This window comes from Cupriavidus gilardii, assembly GCF_013347325.1.
GTDB classification, from domain to species: Bacteria; Pseudomonadota; Gammaproteobacteria; order Burkholderiales; family Burkholderiaceae; genus Cupriavidus; species Cupriavidus gilardii.
The window spans coordinates 425,254-444,680 of sequence record NZ_CP054624.1 but is presented as its reverse complement, the minus strand read 5'-3'; the positions used below and the strand labels follow the sequence as shown (position 1 = coordinate 444,680).

18 protein-coding genes, 1 tRNA gene and 1 pseudogene are annotated in these 19,427 nt (G+C 66.0%); 11 read left to right on the top strand and 9 right to left on the bottom strand.

Annotated elements, in window-relative coordinates:
* The first annotated feature begins 7 nt into the window (after nucleotides 1-7).
* Nucleotides 8-778: an aldolase gene (locus FOB47_RS02070; protein WP_174779799.1), complete on the top strand. Its 771-nt coding sequence runs from the start codon at nucleotides 8-10 to the stop codon at nucleotides 776-778.
* 31 nt (nucleotides 779-809) lie between these two features.
* Here FOB47_RS02070 and FOB47_RS02065 read toward each other — a convergent pair whose 3' ends face one another.
* From FOB47_RS02065 to xth, 3 genes and pseudogenes are all read right to left on the bottom strand, one after another.
* Complete coding sequence (locus FOB47_RS02065) at nucleotides 810-1,700, bottom strand: class I SAM-dependent methyltransferase (RefSeq protein ID WP_174779798.1); 891 nt, start codon at nucleotides 1,698-1,700, stop codon at nucleotides 810-812.
* Between the two features lie 146 nt (nucleotides 1,701-1,846).
* Nucleotides 1,847-2,863, bottom strand: a complete 1,017-nt coding sequence (locus FOB47_RS02060; RefSeq protein ID WP_174779797.1) for a MerR family transcriptional regulator — start codon at nucleotides 2,861-2,863, stop codon at nucleotides 1,847-1,849.
* Between the two features lie 293 nt (nucleotides 2,864-3,156).
* Nucleotides 3,157-3,966, bottom strand: a pseudogene (gene xth / locus FOB47_RS02055) (exodeoxyribonuclease III); the annotation flags it as partial.
* 152 nt (nucleotides 3,967-4,118) lie between these two features.
* Between xth and FOB47_RS02050 the strand changes: the two are divergent.
* Both FOB47_RS02050 and FOB47_RS02045 read left to right on the top strand, forming a co-directional pair.
* Nucleotides 4,119-4,195, top strand: a tRNA-Val gene (locus FOB47_RS02050).
* 389 nt (nucleotides 4,196-4,584) lie between these two features.
* Nucleotides 4,585-5,109: a YtxH domain-containing protein gene (locus tag FOB47_RS02045; RefSeq protein ID WP_174779795.1), complete on the top strand. Its 525-nt coding sequence runs from the start codon at nucleotides 4,585-4,587 to the stop codon at nucleotides 5,107-5,109.
* 87 nt (nucleotides 5,110-5,196) lie between these two features.
* Here the strand turns inward: FOB47_RS02045 and FOB47_RS02040 are convergent, their stop codons facing one another.
* Nucleotides 5,197-6,168, bottom strand: coding sequence for a Bug family tripartite tricarboxylate transporter substrate binding protein (locus tag FOB47_RS02040; RefSeq protein WP_174779794.1), 972 nt, complete (start codon nucleotides 6,166-6,168; stop codon nucleotides 5,197-5,199).
* 389 nt (nucleotides 6,169-6,557) lie between these two features.
* Between FOB47_RS02040 and FOB47_RS02035 the strand changes: the two genes are divergently transcribed.
* Nucleotides 6,558-8,393: a CocE/NonD family hydrolase gene (locus tag FOB47_RS02035; protein WP_174779793.1), complete on the top strand. Its 1,836-nt coding sequence runs from the start codon at nucleotides 6,558-6,560 to the stop codon at nucleotides 8,391-8,393.
* 135 nt (nucleotides 8,394-8,528) lie between these two features.
* Nucleotides 8,529-9,464 carry a LysR substrate-binding domain-containing protein gene (locus FOB47_RS02030; protein ID WP_174779792.1) on the top strand — a complete coding sequence of 312 codons (936 nt, stop codon included), beginning with the start codon at nucleotides 8,529-8,531 and terminating at the stop codon, nucleotides 9,462-9,464.
* Between the two features lie 19 nt (nucleotides 9,465-9,483).
* Here FOB47_RS02030 and FOB47_RS02025 read toward each other — a convergent pair whose 3' ends face one another.
* Nucleotides 9,484-10,161 (bottom strand): alpha/beta hydrolase, encoded by a 678-nt coding sequence (locus FOB47_RS02025; RefSeq protein WP_174780819.1) that lies wholly within the window; start codon nucleotides 10,159-10,161, stop codon nucleotides 9,484-9,486.
* Nucleotides 10,162-10,457: 296 nt separating this feature from the next.
* Between FOB47_RS02025 and FOB47_RS02020 the strand changes: the two genes are divergently transcribed.
* The 4 genes from FOB47_RS02020 (at nucleotide 10,458) to FOB47_RS02005 (ending at nucleotide 14,660) form a co-directional block, all read left to right on the top strand.
* On the top strand, nucleotides 10,458-11,153 hold the full coding sequence (locus tag FOB47_RS02020) for a GntR family transcriptional regulator (protein ID WP_144425991.1): 696 nt from the start codon (nucleotides 10,458-10,460) through the stop codon (nucleotides 11,151-11,153).
* A gap of 33 nt (nucleotides 11,154-11,186) precedes the next feature.
* On the top strand, nucleotides 11,187-11,864 hold the full coding sequence (locus FOB47_RS02015) for a DUF2848 domain-containing protein (protein WP_174779791.1): 678 nt from the start codon (nucleotides 11,187-11,189) through the stop codon (nucleotides 11,862-11,864).
* Nucleotides 11,861-13,183: an amidase gene (locus FOB47_RS02010; protein ID WP_174779790.1), complete on the top strand. Its 1,323-nt coding sequence runs from the start codon at nucleotides 11,861-11,863 to the stop codon at nucleotides 13,181-13,183. Before FOB47_RS02015 ends, FOB47_RS02010 begins: the two co-directional genes overlap by 4 nt.
* A gap of 139 nt (nucleotides 13,184-13,322) precedes the next feature.
* Nucleotides 13,323-14,660: an MFS transporter gene (locus FOB47_RS02005; RefSeq protein ID WP_174779789.1), complete on the top strand. Its 1,338-nt coding sequence runs from the start codon at nucleotides 13,323-13,325 to the stop codon at nucleotides 14,658-14,660.
* A 1-nt stretch (nucleotide 14,661) separates the two neighbouring features.
* On the opposite strand, the gene FOB47_RS02000 is transcribed toward FOB47_RS02005, so the two are convergent.
* The gene (locus FOB47_RS02000; RefSeq protein WP_174780818.1) at nucleotides 14,662-15,501 is read right to left on the bottom strand and encodes an AraC family transcriptional regulator; all 840 of its coding nucleotides are present in this window, start codon (nucleotides 15,499-15,501) and stop codon (nucleotides 14,662-14,664) included.
* A gap of 145 nt (nucleotides 15,502-15,646) precedes the next feature.
* Between FOB47_RS02000 and FOB47_RS01995 the strand changes: the two genes are divergently transcribed.
* Nucleotides 15,647-16,192, top strand: a complete 546-nt coding sequence (locus FOB47_RS01995) for a carboxymuconolactone decarboxylase family protein (protein ID WP_174780817.1) — start codon at nucleotides 15,647-15,649, stop codon at nucleotides 16,190-16,192.
* Between the two features lie 143 nt (nucleotides 16,193-16,335).
* Entirely contained in the window at nucleotides 16,336-17,040 is a 705-nt protein-coding gene (locus tag FOB47_RS01990; RefSeq protein ID WP_174779788.1) for a glutamine amidotransferase, read from the top strand.
* 27 nt (nucleotides 17,041-17,067) lie between these two features.
* On the opposite strand, the gene FOB47_RS01985 is transcribed toward FOB47_RS01990, so the two are convergent.
* The 3 genes from FOB47_RS01985 to FOB47_RS01975 all read right to left on the bottom strand — a co-directional run bounded on the left by FOB47_RS01985 (nucleotide 17,068) and on the right by FOB47_RS01975 (nucleotide 19,343).
* On the bottom strand, nucleotides 17,068-17,226 hold the full coding sequence (locus tag FOB47_RS01985) for a hypothetical protein (protein ID WP_174779609.1): 159 nt from the start codon (nucleotides 17,224-17,226) through the stop codon (nucleotides 17,068-17,070).
* Nucleotides 17,227-17,321: 95 nt separating this feature from the next.
* Entirely contained in the window at nucleotides 17,322-18,638 is a 1,317-nt protein-coding gene (locus FOB47_RS01980) for a hypothetical protein (protein ID WP_174779787.1), read from the bottom strand.
* A gap of 6 nt (nucleotides 18,639-18,644) precedes the next feature.
* On the bottom strand, nucleotides 18,645-19,343 hold the full coding sequence (locus FOB47_RS01975; RefSeq protein ID WP_174779786.1) for a hypothetical protein: 699 nt from the start codon (nucleotides 19,341-19,343) through the stop codon (nucleotides 18,645-18,647).
* Nucleotides 19,344-19,427: the final 84 nt, after the last annotated feature.

The following is a 19,427-nucleotide window of genomic DNA, read 5'->3' as shown; positions in this document are numbered from 1 at the left end:
CTGCAATATGGCTGACACCTTCGACCTGAAGAAAGACGAGCTGATCGCCCGCGCACAGGGCGAGATGCAAACCCGGCTGACCGTGCCGGAACGATCGCTGCGCGAAAAGGTGGCGCTGACCTGCCGCATCCTGTTCGACGGCGGCCACGACTCCGGCCTCGCCGGCCAGATCACGGCGCGCGCCGACGAACCCGGCCGCTACTACACGCAACGGCTGGGGCTCGGCTTCGACGAAATCACCGCGGAGAATCTGTTGCTGGTCGACGAAGACCTGCGGGTGCTGGAAGGCGGCGGCATGCCGAATCCGGCCAACCGCTTCCACTCATGGATCTATCGCGCCCGGCCCGACGTCAACTGCATCATCCACACGCATCCGTTCCACGCGGCGACGCTGTCGATGCTGGAAGTGCCGCTGATGGTCTCGCACATGGACACCTGCGTGCTGTACGGCGACTGCGCTTTCCTCGAGAAATGGCCCGGGGTGCCGGTCGGCAACGAGGAGGGCGAGATCATTTCGGCGGCCCTGGGCGACAAGCGCGCCATCCTGCTGGCCCACCATGGCCTGCTGGTCGCCGCGACCTCGGTCGAGGAGGCCTGCGTGATGGCGCTGCTGTTCGAGCGCGCGGCCCGCATGCAGCTGGCCGCGATGGCGGCCGGCACGATCAAGCCGCTGCCCGAGGCGCTCGCCGCGGAGGCGCACGACTGGATCCTGACGCCGCGCCGCTCGCAGCTGACGTTCGAGTACTACGCGCGCCGCACGCTGGTCGCACGCGGCTGAAGGCGGCGCGTCCCGGCGCGAGGACGCTGCGCTACCGCCCTTCGCCGACGCGGGCGCACAGCACGCGCAGGCCGCCGCCCGCGGTCTGCAGGCCGTCCTTGCGGCGCGGGAAGTAGCGCGCATTCAGCGCCGGTGCGTCCAGATCCGTCACACTGCCAAAGCCCATCGCAGTCAGCCGCTGCACCAGTTGCTCCGGCACGAATGCCGACAGCCAGGGCTCGCCCAGCGCGGCCACCTGCTCGGCCATGTGCGCGGCCATCACGCGTTCAAACGGCGGCAGCACGCCGGCATCGACCCGATAGTCGAACACGATGCGGGTGCCCGGCGGCAGGCTGGCGACATAGCGCAGCGTGGCTTCGATGGCGGAGTCGGTCAGATACGGCGTCACGCCCAGCCACACGAAGCAGGCGGGTCGGTCACCGCGAAAGCCGGCCTCTTCCAGCACGCCTTGCAGCGAAGCATGCTGAAGGTCGGCGGACACGGACTTCGCCCAGTCCGGCAGGCTGAGTGCAGCTTGCCGCATCAAGTCCTGCTTCCACGCCTGCGTCGCGGGATGGTCTACCTCGAAGACCCGCATGCCGTCGTCCGTGGCGGGCACGCGCCACGCCAGCGTGTCGAGGCCCGCGCCGAGCACCACGCATTGGCGCACACCGGCACGCGATGCCTCGGCCAGTTCGGCATCGGCCACCATCGCGCGCGCCACCACGGCCGCCCGCATCGGGCGCGCCATTGGATCGTTATAGCGATAGGGATCGTCGCGGACGGCACGTTCGAGTTCGGGGCCGAGGATCGGCAAGGCGACCGGATCGGGCAGCACGATCGGCTCGTCGAGCAACTGGTGAACGGCGCGCGCGATGGCCATCATCAGGGCGGTCGTGCTGGGCCGGCCCTGAGCCAGCGCGGTCGTTTCGGTTTGGGACATGATCGGCTCCTGCTGCGAAAGCCGGGCAGCATAGACCCTGACGTGCACGTCAGGGTCAACCCCCGCACACGTGGCGGGTGCCGTCATGTCATGGCTTGAACTGCTTCTCAGCGCCGATTGTCAGCGCCAATTTTCAGCGCCGCCCGTCAGCGCCGCCGCCCCGCCTCGCCGGCGTGCGCGCGCACCGCCTCGACAAACTCCCGCACCTCGGCATCGACCATATGCCCGATCTGCAGCAGCGGCTCGTCGCGATAGGCCTTCAGCAGCTTTTCGCGTAGCCCCGCCTCGTGTCCAACCATGCGATCGACCAGCGCGTCCCAATCGTGCAGCAACGTGCGGCTCGCGGCCGCCGAAGGATCGGTGCCGGCCGCGATCAGCGCGCGGGCCCGCTGCGCCAGGGCCTGCCATTCGGGTTCCAGGCGCTTGTCGAGCCGCGCCAGTTCGTCCGGCGACAGATGCCGTAGCCACGCCGCCATCCGCAGTGCGACGGCCGACTCCATATAAGCGACCATCGCGGCGTCGATGCCGCCAAAGCCCTGTTGCGTGGCCTGCTTGATCATTTCGCCCCAACGGACGGCCCGCTCCATATCGCCCTGCATCCATCGCATGGCCAGATGCATCCAGCGAGCGGCCAGCGCTTGCGTGCCGATCGCGTCCGCGGGCCACTGCCTTGCCATCGCCCCGCGGATCTCGGCGAGCAACGGCTGCCATTCCGCCTCGGTGGCGACCCACTCGCGAAAGATCGTTGCGAGTTCGGCGTCGCTGAAATACTCCCGATAGGCACGCATCTCGCGCAGGGCCGCCAGCCAGTGTTCGAGCTCGGGCTCGCCGCCCGCGGCCAGCACGGTCTGCAGCAGGACCAGACGTCCGCGCAGTTCTGTCGCCCGCGCGATCTCGCGATCGAGGGCTTCGATCTGCTGCGTGACGATGCGATGCCGCGGCGGGCCGTCGCCGGCCAGCAGCGCGCCGATCGCGGCCAGCGACAGGCCTGACTGCCGCAACACCTGGATTGCGTGCAAGCGGGCCACGTCGTCGCGGTTGTAGAGACGATAGCCCGCCGCGGAGCGGCCCGACGGCTTGAGCAGCCCGATGCGATCGTAGTGATGCAGGGCGCGGACGGTCAGGCCGGTTTGCTTGGCGAGCGTGCCGACTTTCAGAAGCATGGGGAAAGCGAGCGGAAGGTGAATCGACAAATGACATGGACACGGCCCCGTGGCCGCGACGGGCGTCATTGTCGCTTAGTCGCGCTTTGCCTCGCGCCGGTGACCTTCCTGGCGACAGGCCTCTTTGCAGCAGTGGTTTTCTTCGCCGCGATGGTCTTCTGCACGGCGGCCGTCCTCTTCGCAGTGGTCACCTTCTTCGCAGCGCTCACCTTCTTCGCAGCGCTCACCTTCTTTGCAGCGGTCACCTTCTTCGCAGCCGGTGCGCCGCCCGGCGATTTCGTCGCCGTCTTCGCCGATACCCTGCGCCGGCCCGCGGCGCCGCCAACGTCCAGCGCGATCCAGGCCGGCGCATGATCGCTCGCCTGGGGCGCGCCGCGGACCCAGCGATCGACGCCTGCCGCGCGCAGCGCCGGCGCCAGCGTCGCATTCAACAGCAGATGGTCGATGCGCAGACCCGAATTGGTCTGCCAGTGCTGCCGAAAATAGTCCCAGAACGTGTAGATCCGTTCGTCCGGATATTTGGCGCGCAAGGCATCGACCCATCCCTGCTCGATCAGGCGCCGATAGCAGGCGCGGCTTTCGGGCTGCAGCAAGGCGTCCTTGAGCCAGGAGCGCGGGTTATAGATGTCCTCGTCGGTCGGCACCACGTTGTAGTCGCCGGCCAGCACGACCGGATGGCCGCTGTCGTAGAGCGTGGCCGCATACCTCAGCAGCCGTTCGAACCAGGCCAGCTTGTACTCGAATTTCGGTCCCGGCTGCGGGTTGCCGTTGGGCAGATACAGACAGCCGACCAGCACGCCATGCACCGCCGCCTCGATGTAGCGGCTCTGCTTGTCGCTGTCGTCGCCGGGCAGCCCACGCCGGCTTTCGATCGGATCGGTCCCGCGCGACAGGATCGCGACGCCGTTCCACGATTTCTCGCCGTGCCAGATTGCGCCATATCCGGCGGCATGAATGGCATCGACCGGAAAACCGGCATCGGCGGTCTTCAATTCCTGCAGGCAGACGACGTCCGGCGCCTCGCGCTGCAGCCATTCCAGCAATGCCGGCAGGCGGGCGCGAATGCCATTGATATTGAACGTGGCGATTTTCAGCATGGCGATGGGCGAATTGGCTTGCCGATGCTCCCTTTTTAGGAGAGCCGCGCTGTGCGAGCAATCGGGCGGCGTCCCACAGCGGAAAACGCCGCGCCGCCATTTTTTTCCAGACGGGCTTGTGCGTACGCAAAAGCTTCTCTATAATCCGCGCCTTCCACAGGCTCGTAGCTCAGCTGGTTAGAGCACCACCTTGACATGGTGGGGGTCGTTGGTTCGAGTCCAATCGAGCCTACCAACGCAAATCGACGACGGCGCCGGAGGCATAGCCATCCGGCGCCGGCGGCGACCTTGCCCACCGCGATCGCGTTCCGCATCCCGGTTTTCCAATCAGCCGTTTCCGTTCCCTTCACCCGTTGCCGTAACGCTTGGCATCACGCCGGCTGCATGACGCCATTGCGCCACGTGCATTGGCGACGTCGTTTACCGTTTCGCTGGCCTTTCCGAATTACACGCCGCTGTAAGTTCGCATTTGCGCGGACCTGTCGATCCCGCTCGCCATGCGATGGACGCGGCCTGCCCGGCCCTCCTCGCGCGCGCTGGGACTGGCACAGCTGATGCTCCGCGCTTTAAGCGCGTCCCCGCCGCCGGGCGGGGCGTGAAGCCATTGTTCCCAAGGAGGCGCAAATGAACGACGGAATGCACGAGGAGCGGCGGGAAGGCACGCAGCGCGACATGCACGGCAACAGGCCGGGTCTGCTGCCGTTTGCCGTCGCGGCGGCGGTTGGCGCGGCGATCATGTACCTGTTCGATCCGCAGTCGGGTCGCCGGCGCCGCGCGGAGCTGCGCGACAAGGCCGAAGCAAGCCGCCACGACATGCAGGATCTGGCGGAGAAGCAGGCCAAACGGATCACCGACCGGATGCAGGGCATCGCGGCGAAGGTACGCAGCGCGACCGGCCTGGGGAAACACGCGGCCGATGACGACACCATTGCCGAGCGGGTTCGCGCGGAAATGGGCCGTCTGGTCGGCCATCCCGGCGCCATCGACGTCGCGGTAGTCGGCGGACGCGTATGGTTGAGCGGGCACATCCTGTCGTCCGAGCACGAGGCACTGCTGGCCGCGGTACGCGGGGTGGCCGGGGTGCAGGACATCGACGATCGGCTGACCGTGCACGACGAAGCCAGCAACGTGCCGGAGCTGCAGAGTTAGCGGTATCGCAGAAGCTCCTGTCGTCCCCGCGCTCGCGAGGGCGACAGGCTGCGTCGAGCCTGCTGGCTCAACGCCACAGGCTTTCGATCACGAGTTCTGAATACCGCGCCGCTTGATGAACTCGCCCCAGACCTTGGCATCCGTGACGGCGCGCTGCTTGATCGCATCGGCCGAACCGGCCAGCGGCTCCAGATAGAGCGAGGCGAGCTTGCTCTTGACCTGCGGATCGGACAGGAAGGCCTGCACCGAAGCGTTCAGGCGAGCCACGACCTTGGCGTCCATATTGGCCGGCCCGAGCAACGCATACCATCCCGGCATCACCGGCACGTCCAGGCCCGCTTCCTTGACGGTCGGCACATTGGGCAACTCCTTCGCACGCTTCTGCCCGACGATCGCCACCGGCACCACGTTGCCACCGGTGATCTGCGGCAGCGCCGAACCGACCACGCTGACCATCGCATCGACTTCGCCGGCGATCACGCCGGTCAGCGCCGGACCCGAGCCCTTGTAGGCGGCATGCGTCAGCTTGATGCCGGCCTTGTCGGCCAGCATCTCCATCGCCAGATGCGTGGAATTGCCGACCCCGGCGCTGCCGAACGTCAGTCCACCGGGCTTGCTCTTCGCCTTCTCGATGAACTGTGCGATCGACGTGATTCCGCTGGCCTTGCTGGTCACCAGCACGAACGGCGTATCGACCACCGGCGCAATGAAGGTGAAGTCCTTCTGCGGATCGTAGGGCAGCGACTTGTACAGATGCTGATTGAAGCTGACCTGCGACACACCGGTCAGCAGCAGCGTATAGCCGTCCGCCGGCTGCTTGGCCACGAACGACGTACCGATGATGCCGTTGGCGCCGGCGCGATTGTCGACCACCACGGACTGGCCCAGCTCCTGGCCAAGCTTGTCGCCCAGCATCCGCGCCACCACATCGCCGCCCGAGCCTGCCGACTGCGGCACGATCAGCCGGACCGGACGGTTGGGATAGGCGTCCTGCGCCACGGCGGCACCAGACAGCGACATCAGGGCCGCCATCGCGGCGCCCATCAAGGAACGGTACATCTGCAGTTCTCCCCAGTCATGCGAATTGAAATGGCTTCGATGGCGGCGTCCACGACGGCGCGCCTCGATCCGGCTCGTAGAGCGATGGTAAGAATTCGCGTGGGTACGAACCAATACGGAATCTCGATGCCGGCATAGGGCCAGCCTATGGCGGATTGCCAGCTGCCCTGCCCGGGGGCACGGCGAATCGCCACGGTGCACGTCGTGTGTTTTTCGGCAAGCGTTCGGCCCTGTCATGGGGCATCCCGACCCGGCGGCCGGACGAGCAGGCGTGCCGCGGCGCAGCATGCCATAGCCCAGCCCTATGTCCCCATCGACATTTCGTCTTTCCGAGGCCCGGGGGCCGCTGCTTACCATTGCCGCAAACCACTGACTTCAACGCAAGATTCATGTCCGATATCGATCTCCGCGGCAATGCCTGGAAAACGCCGGCCAGCGCTTATCTCGAAACGCGCCCTTCGCGCTATGCCATCCCGGATAGCCCGCTGTCCTGCCATGTGACGATGCGCGACGGATGCCGGCTTGCCGTCGATGTCTTCGTGCCGCAGCCGCTGGAGGCCGAAGATTCGCCGGCCCGCTATCCCACCATCGTTATCTTCACGCCGTATTTCCGCCGTTTCCGGCTGCGCGAGCCCGGCGCCGAGCCGAGCCCCAACACCGCCAAGTACCGCGATGCCTTCGTGCCCAAAGGCTACGCGGTGGTGGTGGTCGACGTCCGCGGCACCGGTGCAAGCTTCGGCACGCGCGATGCGCTGCGCTCGCCGACAGAGCGCGACGACTATTTCGAGATCGCGGACTGGATCGTGGCGCAGCCCTGGTCCAACGGCCGCATCGGTTCGACCGGCATCTCGTACCTCGGCGCGGCCGCCTGCTTCCTGGCAAGCACAGGCCATCCCGCGGTCAAGGCGATCGCGCCGCTGTTCGCGGTCTCCGATATCTACAGCGAGCAGCTGTACCCAGGCGGCTTGCTGTCCAAGGTCTGGGTGCAGGCCTATGACGAACTGATGGTCGCGCTCGACCAGGACGACCGCGCGCTGCTGGCCCGCTATCCCTACTTCAACGATCCACGCTTCGATGGCCCCGAACGCGTCGACGCGGACACCGACGGCAGCCTGGTGCAGGCGGCCATCGAGCAGCATCGCAACAACTTCGCGCTGGCCGATCTGGCGCCGGAGTTCGCCTTCCGCGATGGCGCCACGCAGCACGATCCGGCGCTCGATTCGGGCAGCTGCAGTCCTTACCGCTATCTCGAGGGCATTGCGCAGGATGTCGCGGTGTATTCGGTCTCGGGCTGGTACGACGGCGGCGGCTATGCGAATGGCGCGATCACGCGCTTCCTGTCACTGCCCAATCACGACAGCCGGCTGCTGTTGGGCCCGTGGGACCACGGTGCGCGCACCAACATCTCGCCGTGGCGCAGCCACGCCGCGTCGGACTTCCCGATGCTGGCCGAGGTATTGCGCTTCTTCGATCATCACCTGATGCAATTGCCCACCGGGCTCGAGCAGGAAGCACGCGTCCACTACTACAGCGTGCACGACGAGCAATGGCATGCAGCGCCGACATGGCCGCCGGCCGAGCGCGCGCAGCGGCTTTACTTGACCGCCGATGCCGAAAGCCTGTCGCCCGCGTGTCCCGCCACGGAATCGGACCGGGACACGATGGCCAGCTTCAATTGGTCAACCGGCCGTCAAACCCGCTATGAGCGGCTTGGCGCGGCCAATATCGAGGACTACTACCCCGACTGGAGCGAACGGCAGCGGGATCTGCTGTCCTTCGATGGCGCGGTACTGACGGCGCCGCTGTCGATCGCCGGCCATGTCGTACTGAACATCGGCCTCGCAAGCTCGCAGCCCGATGCCGCGCTGCATGTGTTCCTGTCCGAGGTCGAGGCGTCCGGCGAAGTGCGCTACATCACCGAAGGCATGCTGCGCGCGCTGCATCGCAAGACCGCGCCGTGCCCGCCGGAATACCGCACGACCTGGCCCTACCGCACGTTCGCAAAGGCCGACGCGGCGCGTCTGGTACCGGGGCAGACCGAGCGCCTGCACTTCGCGATGCTGCCCGTCGCCTGGACCCTTGCTGCCGGCAGCCGGCTGCGCCTGTCGATTGCCGGCGCGGACCGCGGGCATTTTCCGCAGGTGCCGTACGGCCGTCCCCCGCGGCTGTCCATCCGGCTGGGCGGCGAACTGGCGTCGTATCTCGACCTGCCGATTCGCGGCTAGTCCTGCGGTAGGTCCCCACTGTCGGAACAGGCAGCGGGACGCCGGCGGATGCTACATTGCCGGCGTGCCCCGCCATCGATTCGGCCGCATTCGCGACCGATTGGCGTGGGCCACCACGCTACCGCCTCGCCGAATATGGACTTGAAGCAGCTGCGCTATTTCGCGCGCATCGTCGAACTGGAGAGCATCACCGCCGCGGCCGATGCCCTCCATATCGCCCAGCCCTCGCTGAGCCAGCACGTCGCCAACCTCGAAGCCGAACTCGACGCCAGACTGCTGGTGCGCGGCCCCTCGGGCACAAGGCCCACCGACACCGGCCATATCCTGTACCGCCACGCCAAGATGGTGCTGCGGCAGATGGAAGAGGCGAAAGCCGCGGTGCAGCACGGCCGCGACGTGCCATGTGGACACGTCACTGTCGGCTTGCCGACCAGCACCTCGCGTGTGCTCGCGTTGCCGCTGCTGCGGCATGTGACCGAGCACTTCCCCGATATCACGCTGGAAATCGTCGAAGGCTCCAGCGCCGATCTGGCGGAATCGTTGGCGCTGCAGAAGCTGGATCTCGCCGTCGCGATGGACGTGCAGCAGCGCCCCAACATGCAATCGACCCCGCTGCTCGACGAGCAGTTGATGCTGGTCGGCCGGCCGATTGCCGGGCATCCGCACGCCATCACGCTGGCGCAGGCCGCGGCGCTTCCGCTGCTGCTGCCGAGCTTTCCCAATTCGGTCCGCGTGCTGTGCGATCGCGCGCTGGTCAGCGCCGGACTGCAGTGCCGCCTCGTCGCGGAAACCAGCGCCGTATCGGTGCTGCTGTCCGCGGTGCGCGAAGGGCTGGGGTGGACCATCCTGCCGTGGTCGGCGCTGGCCGGCGACGAAGAGGACCAGCTCGCCGCGATGTCCATCTCCGACGCAACGCTGGAGCGGCGCGTCAGCCTGTGCCTGTCGTCGTCGGCCAGCCTGAGCCTGGCGTGCCGCAGCGTCGAGGCCGCGCTGCAGGCCATCGTGTCGCAGATGGTCGAGAGCGGGCAGTGGAAGGGAGTCAGGCTGATCGGCGGCGCCTTGCCGGGCTAGCCTTTTCCCGACAGTGGATTCACGCCTCGGCCGATGAGGCCGGACGTTCGAGATAGCTGGCGACCTGGCGCCTGAGTACGGGCAGCTTGCCGGAGAAGAAGTGGTCCGCGCCGGGCACCACGACGACCGGCAACTGCTGCGGGCGGGCCCAATCGAAGATGGCCGACAGCGCGACGCGCTCGTCGTTCTCCCCATGCATCACCAGCGCATTGGCCTGCACCGCCGGCGTATCGTAGCTGCGGTGATTCGCAACGGGGCCGGAGGGCATGCCGGTCAATATCAGATGATCGATCGTGATGCCGCGCTCGGCGAGTTGCACCGATGCCAGCGCGGCAACGAAGGCCCCGAACGAGAATCCAGCCAGTGCCAGAGGCAGATCCGGATATTGCTCGCGCAAGTGGTCGACCACCGCCAGCATGTCGTTGGTCTCTCCAACACCGGCATCGTGCTCACCCTGCGTCCCGCCAACGCCGCGAAAATTGGGCCTCACCGCCAGAAAGCCGTGCGCCGTCAGCTCGCGGGCCAATTGGTGCGGCACCTTGTGGTCGGCCGTACCGCCCTGCATCGGATGAGGATGACCAACGACGGCGATGCCCTGCATCGCTTCCTTCGGCGCGTCGATCAGCAACTCGATGTCGCCTGCCTCGCCGCGAATCAGCGTGCGGGTCGTCGTTCCGGGAGTGATTGTCAATGCCATGGTGTGTCTGCGATCGTTTGGAAGCGGAAAGAGTCCGCTTTGCAATGACCGAATGGTAAGGCAACCAGGAAGTGCGGGGATTTCCGTGCCGCTATGGCGAGATTCGATGACCCTGCAGAACGACCGCTTGCTCGAGGGTGGAAAGGTCTTCATCGACCTTGGCCTGCACCACGCCCTACGGTGTGAACCACCGGCCCGAGGACGACTCCGTGTAAACCCTGATAAATCCGACCCTTGTTCTCAGTGAAATATCACACTAGTATCACTCCAACTTCAGACGAGAACGAGAGCGGACCGTGGCGACATCCATCCGACTGGTAGGAACCGACGACGAAAACGGCAAGCAGACCGCCTCCCAGACGGGGGCGGCCATGCGTGAAATGGCCTATACGGAAATCAAGCGGCGCATCATTTCGTGCGAATTCCGGCCCGGCGAGCCTTTGAACGAAGCGCAGGTCGCGACCATGCTCGGCCTGGGGCGCACCCCGGTCCATCAGGCGCTGCATCGGCTGGAAGTCGAAGGGCTGGTGTCGATCATGCCGCGCAAGGGCGTGCTGGTGACGCCGCTGTCGCTGAACGAAGTGCTGGACATGATCGAGGTGCGCGCCACCAATGAGGTGCTGTGCGCCACGCTGGCCTGCGAGCGCGGCCACGACAGCGATTTCAAGGCGATGCGCGACATCGTCGACCGCTCGCCACCGCTGATCGCCGGTCGCGACATCCCCGCGCTGGCCTCGTTGGACCTCAAGTTCCACACCGCGATGTCGGCCGCCTCGCGCAACCGGGTACTGGCCGAATTGCTGCGCGGACTGCATGAAAAGCAGGCGCGCTTCTGGTTCCTGTCGTTGTCCGACCCGCAGCATCTCGAGAACGTCTACCAGGAACACCTGGAGATCGTCGACGCGCTGGAGCGCAGGGATGTGCCCGCGGTGCGCGAAGCGGTCCGCACGCATATCGACGAATTCCGGAAGAACATCATCCGGACGCTCTAAGCACCCTCTTTTCCCCAATCAAGGTAGTACGCAATGCCGACACTGCATTTCCAAGTCGCCGGCGGGGGCGAACTCGCCCTCGACATTCAACGTTTGATCATTGCCGGATGGACGGGCCGCGATCTGGCCGCCGTCCAGCACCATATCGAAGAGCTGCAGGCCATCGGCGTGAAGCCGCCCGCCAGCGTGCCGACCTTCTATCCGCTGGCTGCGTCGCTGCTGACCACGGCGGAGGTCATCGAAGTGCCGCGCGACGACTCCTCCGGCGAAATCGAAGTCGTGCTGCTGCAGTCGAACGACGGACTGTACGTCGGCGTCGGCTCGGACCACACCGACCGCAAGGTTGAAGCCTACGACGTGACGGTGTCCAAGCAGATGTGCGACAAACCGGTCGGCACGCAGGTCTGGCGCTTCGACGATGTGGCCGACCACTGGGACAGCCTCGAGATGCGCTGCTGGCGTGTGCGCGACGGCGAGCGCGCGCTGTACCAGGAGGGCAAGGTCACGCGCCTGCTCGATCCGCGCGAGCTGATCCAGCGGCTGACCGGCGAGTCGTCGTTGCCGCCCGGCACGGCGATGTTCTGCGGCACCCAGGCCGTGATCGGCGAGCTGGGCCACGGCGAGGCCTTCGAGGTCGAGCTGCATGACCCGGTGCGCAACCGCACGCTGCGCCACGCTTATCGCGTGCAAACGCTGGCGGTGGCGGAATGAGCGAGCCGACCATTGCTGCACTGGCCGCCCAATTGGCCGCTGGACAGACCACCAGTGTCGCGTTGACCGAGCAGGCGCTGGCGCGCATCGGCAGCCATCGTAGCGCCGGCGGCGCGGCGTTTGTCGAGGTGGACGAAGCCGGTGCGCTGGCCGCTGCCCGCGCCGCCGACCAGGCCCGCGCCGCCGGTCTGGTGGCCTCCCCGCTCGCCGGGCTGCCGGTGTCGATCAAGGACCTGTTCGACGTGCGCGGGCAGGTGACCCGCGCCGGCTCGCGCGTGCTCGACGGCAATGCGCCGGCGGCCGCCGATTCGCCGGCCGTGGCGCGCCTGCGGGCGGCCGGTGCGGTGCTGATCGGGCGCACGAACATGAGCGAGTTCGCGTTCTCGGGACTTGGCCTGAACCCGCACTACGGCACGCCGCGCTCCCCGTTCGATGCCGAGCGGATCGCCGGGGGCTCGACCTCCGGTGGCGCAGTCAGCGTGGCCGAAGGCATGGCGGTGGCCGCGCTCGGCACCGATACCGGAGGGTCGATCCGCATTCCGTCGGCCTTCTGCGGCCTGACCGGCTTCAAGCCGACCGCGCGCCGCGTGTCGCTGGATGGCGCCGTCCCATTGTCGACGTCGCTCGATTCGGCGGGTCCGCTGGCGCGGTCGGTGGCCTGTTGTGCTGCGGTGGATGCCGTGCTGAGCGGTGAGACGCTGGACACGCGTCCGGCGTCGCTGGCAGGGCTGCGACTCTACGTAACGCGCGATTTCGTCTGCGATGGCCTCGATGCCACGGTCGCCCAGGCATTCGAAGACATGCTGTCGCGGCTGTCGGCGCAAGGCGCGCGCATCGTACCGTTCGACTTTCCGGAGTTGCGGCGCCTGCCGGAGATCAACGCCGGAGGTGGCCTGACCGCGGCCGAGGCCTGGGCCCTGCATCGCGACTGGCTGACGCGCGATGGCGAACGCTACGACCAGCGGGTGGCACAGCGCATCCGGCGCGGCGCGCAACAGAGCGCCGCGGACTACATCACGCTGCTGGCCGAGCGCCGCGCGATGCAGCAACACGCGGCCGAGCGGCTGCGCGATGCCGATGCCTGGCTGATGCCAACGGTCGCAGTGCCGGCGCCGAGGCTCGATGCACTCGAGCGGGACGAGGACTTCTTCGCGACCAATGCGCTGGTGCTGCGCAATCCCAGCGTGATCAATTTCCTGGACGGCTGCGCGGTGTCATTGCCGGTCGCGCCGGGTATTGGCCTGAGCGTTTGCGGGCTGCATGGCAGGGACGCGCGCGTGCTGCAGGTTGCCGGTTCCATCGAGCCGCTGCTGCGCTAACGCTACCCGTCATCGGGCCGAGCCGTACGGCACAGAGAAGATCGCGCCGCCACAGCTGGCGTTCCCCCAGCACAGCGACCCTCCGAGGGCTGCGCCAATGCAGCGCGGCCCCGCCCACCACACCCTAGGAGCAACACCCATGTCTTCCGCGATGAGCGGCGCCGCTGGCGCCCTGGAGAACGCGCAGCCCATCGAGGTCGCGCGGCAATGCGAAGTGGCGTATCGCAAGATCGCCATCCGCCTGATTCCCTTCCTGGTCTTCCTGTTCATCCTCGCGTGGATCGACCGCGTCAACGTCGGCTTCGCCAAGCTGCAGATGCTGCAGGACCTGCAGTTCAGCGAAGCGGTGTACGGCTTCGGCGCCGGCATCTTCTTCCTCGGCTATTTCCTGTTCGAGGTGCCGAGCAACCTGTTGCTCGAGAAGATCGGCGCGCGCAAGACGCTGGCGCGCATCACGATCCTGTGGGGGCTGGCGTCGATGGCGATGATCTTCGTCACGACGCCGATGCAGTTCTACGCGCTGCGCTTCCTGCTGGGCGTGTTCGAGGCCGGCTTCTTCCCCGGCGTCGTGCTGTACCTGACGTACTGGTTCCCCGCCGCACGGCGCGCGCGCATCAATGGCCTGTTCATGACGTCGTTCGCCATCGCGGGCGTGATCGGCGGCCCGCTGGCCGGCTTCATCATGACGACGATGGATGGGGTCGATGGACTCGCCAACTGGCAATGGCTGTTCGTGCTCGAAGGCATTCCTTCGGTGCTCGCCGGCATCGCCGTGATGATGTACCTGCCGGAAAAGCCGGCGAACGCCAGTTGGCTGTCCGACACCGAGAAGCAGCTGGTGACCCGGACGATCGAGGCGGAGAATCGCGATCCCGCCAAGCATTCGACGCTGCGGGCCGCGTTCGTCAATTCCCGCGTCTGGATCTGCGCCGCGATCTACTTCTGCGTCGTCAGCGGCAACGCCACCATTGCGTTCTGGTCGCCGTCGATCATCAAGGAACTGGGCGTACAGGGCAATCTGCAGATCGGTCTGGTATCGGCGATTCCATTTATCGCGGGCACCATCGCCATGGTTCTCAACGGCATTCACTCGGACCGCAGCGGCGAACGCCGGATGCACTGCGCGATGGCGACGTTGCTCGCGGCGGTCGGCCTGACGTTGACGGGGCTGTGGCTGCACAGTGCGATGCTGGCCCTGGTCGCCTTGACGCTCGCATCGATCGGCATCCTGGCCGCGTTCCCGGTGTTCTGGTCCCTGCCTTCCGCCTTCCTCGCCGGCACCGCTGCCGCAGGCGGCATCGCGCTGATCAATTCGATCGGCAACCTGGCGGGCTTCGTGGCGCCGTACATGATCGGGTGGTTCAAGACCAATACCGGCCAGCTGTCGTCGGGCCTGTACTTCGTCGCGTTCCTCGAGGCGTGTGCGACCGTGCTGGTGCTGGCGGCCATTCGGGGGCGCACCGCCGTGGTTCGCTGAGTCAGGACTGCGCCAGCCACTTGCGCGGCGACACGCCCATCCGCTGGCGGAACGCCTTCGAGAAAGACGAGGCGCTGGCAAACCCGAGCTCCGTGGCAATCAGGTTCACCGGTCGCCCGGAGCGCATCATCGACGCGCCGAGACTGAGCCGCCAGTCCGTCAGATAAGCGGCCGGGGTCGTACCGGTCGCCTCCTTGAACGCCGCGGCAAACGCGCTGCGAGACATGCCGGCGGTCGAGGCCATCCGCGCCAGCGACCAGTCCTCATACGGCGAACGATGCAGCGCGACGAGCGCCTTCGCCAGGCGCGGATCGGACAGCCCCATGATCAGCCCGCTGGTCACGCCCACCTCCGCGGGATGATCGATGATCCAGCGCAACAGCTGGATCAGCACAACCTCGAACAAGCGATCGGCCAGCACGCGCGCGCCGCAGCGGACCTGATCCGCCTCCGCAAACAGCAGGTCCAGTGCGGGCCCGAGCCCTTCCACCGCATCGAGCGGCACCCGCACCAGCGAGGGCAGCGATTGCACGATCGGATTGCGTTCCCCACCGTCGAAGTCCAGCGTCGCGCAGGTGAAATCCGAGCCGTCCTCGGGAGGATTGATGAACTGGTGATGCACGGGGCGGGGATAGAGCAGCAGCGTCGGCTCGGCAAGGTGGAAGCGCGGCACGTCGGTTTCGCCGGGGCGGTGACGCACTTCCATCTCGCCTCGGCGCAGCACATGCAGGAAGGCGCGTCCCGGCAGCGGCTCGAAGGTGGATCGCCCGCACAGCTTGCCGGTATGGAACAGCCTGGTGCGGACACGGAACCGGTCCAGCAGCGCGGTCAGACGATCCAGCGGGTCGGCGGACGGCTGGGTGGCGATTTCGGATGAATGGACAAGTTTCATGGACGCTTCCACACCTTGCGTCCAGGCATTCTACCTACCATTCCACTCGACCGCTCCGTTCGGACGGCAGCCATCCACTTCAAGGAGTCACCGCATGTCCCGCGTCCCGTTGATCGATCCCAATCACACCACCGCGGACCGCCAGGCGCTGCTGGCGCAGATCCATGGCGCGTTCGGTGCCACGCCGAACATGTTCAAGGCCGTGGCCAATTCTCCTGCCGCGCTGCAAAGCATGTGGGGCAGCTTCGGCGCGCTCGGCGGCGGCATCATCCCTGCCCGGCTCGGCGAGCAGATCGCCGTGGCGATAGCCAACCGCAATGCCTGCGAATATTGCCTCGCTGCCCACACCGCGCTGGGCCGCAAGGCGGGGGCCAGCGCCGAGGAAATGTCGGCCGCGCAGGGTGGCGAGTCCACCGATCCCAAAACCGCGGCAGCCTTGCGCTTCGCGTTGAAGCTCGTCGAGGCGCGTGGGCAGGTCAACGACGCCAATGTGCGGGCCGTTCGACAGGCCGGCTTCAACGACGAGGAAATCGTCGAGATCGTTGCACACGTGGCGCTGAATCTGTTCACCAATTACGTCAATGTGGCATTTGCCGTGCCGGTGGATTTTCCGGGGGTGAAGTTGCGGGCCGCGGCGTAAGCCCGTTTTTGGTCATGGCGGCAGGACGGGCGAAGCCTCCATCCGCCGGTCCTGCCGACCGAAATGCGGGCCAGTACCGCGACCCAATACCGGGACCCAATACCGCGACCGATTGTTTGATTGATGGAATGGAGCAGAACCGCATGAATCGCACCGCATTGGCAATCCGCCATGTCGCCTTCGAAGATCTGGGCATCATTGAACCGCTATTGATCGAACGCGGCTATACGGACCGCTATCTGGAGGCCGGCGTCGACGCAATCGACCGTGCGACGGTGACGGCGGCGGATCTGTTGGTGGTGCTGGGCGGCCCGATCGGTGTGTACCAGACGGATCGCTATCCCTTTCTCGCGGAGGAAAAGGCCGCCATCGCGGCGCGGCTCGGGCAGGACAAGCCAACTCTCGGCATCTGTCTCGGCGCACAACTGATGGCCGAAGCGCTGGGCGCGACGGTGGCGCCGACGGGCAAGGCGGAAATCGGCTACGGCGAATTGACGCTGACCGAGGACGGCCGAGCCTCGCCGCTGCGGCATATTGCTGCCATTCCGGTACTGCATTGGCACGGCGACCAATTCGCCATTCCGGAAGGCGCATCGCGCCTGGCCGAAACACAGGGATTTCCCAATCAGGCGTTCTCGCGCGGGCCGCGCATTCTCGGCCTGCAATTTCATCTCGAGGCCGACCACCGGCACATCGAGCGTTGGTTGATCGGCCATGCGCATGAGCTGGCGGCACATCGGCTGGATATCGCGGCGATCCGCGCGGATGCCGCTCGGCATGGCGCGATGCTGGAGCTCGCCGCGCGTGCCGTTATCGGCGAATGGCTGGACCAACTGTCGTGCGGTTGAAGATGGATCGGGACAGGCAGCCGCGCCCTACCGCGTGACACTGACGCCGGCGTCGGCCGTGCCGTACATCGTGATGCCGGATTGCCGGTCGCCCGGGGCGCCGGTGTTGCTGCATCCCGCCATCATTCCAAGCAGCAAGACGAGACTCATTGCACTCAGGAAAGCTTTTCGCATGATGATTTCCATATCGGTCCGAATCCGGCTTGGACGATATCGGGGTGCGAGAGGTTCCAGGTATGGAGCGACATCGGCTGTCATTGGTTATCTGCACCGATTCGGCTTCAATTGCGACTGGGTTCCCCGTCTTCCCGTATTCGCGTCAAGCACTGCGACAGGTGCGCGGCAAATTGCGTGCGACGAGCCTCCGCGGCGGCACAGGCGTCCGACGTCAGATTGTTCTGGCAACCAGCCTTGATCGACTGGATCTCGGCTCGCAGCAGTGCGTGATCCTCGTACGTGCATGCCTTACCGCCAGCGACACCTCGCTCGTCCTCGTCGAATCGTTCGAACTTTCCATTGAACCAGGGCCAGAACATCCGATGCCGCGGCATCTGTACCGCGGCGATGCGACCCTGCAGGCCGGGCATCGCATTCAACGCTGCAGCGGACACCAGCCGCGAATCGATGAAGGACATGAAATCGAGCGCGCAGGATTGCGACCGTGCGTCGAACGACTCGGGAACGAGCGCCAGAACGACCGAACGCGCGTGTGGTCGTCGGATCCATGTCGGCGTGGTGATCATGCGGATAACCGAGAACGTCGCGCCGGGCTCTTCGCCGATCTTCAAGCTGACGAGATCGGGAGACCCGTCGTGGACCCTCGTGGAAAAGAACGCCTCCGAAGCCTGTGGCGGCATCTCGGCGTGGATGCGCAGATGACACGCGTTTTCGTCCATTGCCCATTCCGGATCGAAGTACGCCAGACCACTGAGCCGGGCCGTGCGCGGCAGTACGGTCAGTGAGTAAATCTGCCCGCCGATCCGCAGCGTTGCGGCAGACCGCTCTTCGAGGGCATCGAGCGACCGGTGGGCCGCAACCGCAGTCAGCGCGGCGTGCATCGGAGCCAGGCGATCGTTGGGCAAGATTCCTCCCATGACGATCTCCAACGTCGCGGCATCGAACCGATATCTTGCGGGCATCACGGCGCGATTCGAATAGCTGCCGGTCCGGCGCCTGCCGGAGCGGTAGACGAACTTTCGCCCACCATCGCGCAGCACCGGCTCCAGCGCCGTCATCACCGCCGCACGGTCCGCCGGCGTGTCATGCGTCAGCCGCACGGAGACGCGGGTAGCGGAGTAGCCGACCAGTGCCGTCAGGTTGCGCTGCAGCTGCGATTCCTTCGGGAATAGCACAATCACCGCCACCACCAAGGCGACGATCACCGCGATCGTCACCCATCGCCAGACGGCAGTGAATCGGGTGCCTTGCAGTTGTTCCGCAGCCAGCGCATGGCGGTATTGACCGGATCTTGCGCGCGGGGCTCGTGCACGTCGCCAGCATGCAACCATCAGCCTGCCGATCTGATGGACAACTCCGCCGCCCAGGGGTGGCAAGATGAGAATGGCAAGGATGAAGAAAATCGCGTGCAGCAACGACATGGCGGATCACTCGAACCGGAAGCCCTCCTCGTTGTACTGCTCCATGTGCGCGGGGCCAGCAGGCGTGCAATTCTCGTCGAGACTCCTTGGCACCGGACTCCACTCTTCTCGCCATTCTCTCCGGTACCCTGCACCGGCGAACCACCACACTTTCGCAACCTCGCAATCGAAGTACTGGCATCCGTATTCGCTTCGCCAGCACCTGGCGCCATCGCTGCGCATTGACATCAGCCTATACGCCGTCCGGCTGCCCCACAGGCCCGGAGCCCCTTCCTTATCGGAATGGATCGCCCTTATGGGCTCCGAGGGATAGCTGAGGTCAAATCGATAATCTGTTTCGATCCGTTCACCCTCCTGGGTATTCGAATGCAAAACCGAGAAGGAGACCGGGTAACGGAACGCAAACAGCGCACACAGCAGCCACAGGCAGATCGCAATCAGAACCGTCTTTGCAGAACCACGCGGCCCCAGCTTCCACCTGGTGATGACGAACGCGACAGCGGTACACGCCAGGGCCAGGGTGCCGGGTACTAGCCAGCCGTTGAGAATCGTCGTCTCCTCCATGTGCCAGTCCTTCCCGCCGGCGACAATCACCACCGCTGCAATGAGGGAAAAAATCGCCCCCAATATCGTGGCGATTTTCGCAGTCGCGCTTCGGCGGCTTTGGTCTCTTTGCTGGGCGCTGTCTATTTGCTCCTGAAGCATAGGTTCCCTTTTGCATCCATGCGCTGCCAAAGATCGGTCCGTTTGGCAGCGAACTATTCGAACGAGTCTCGAAGTTGGCGGATG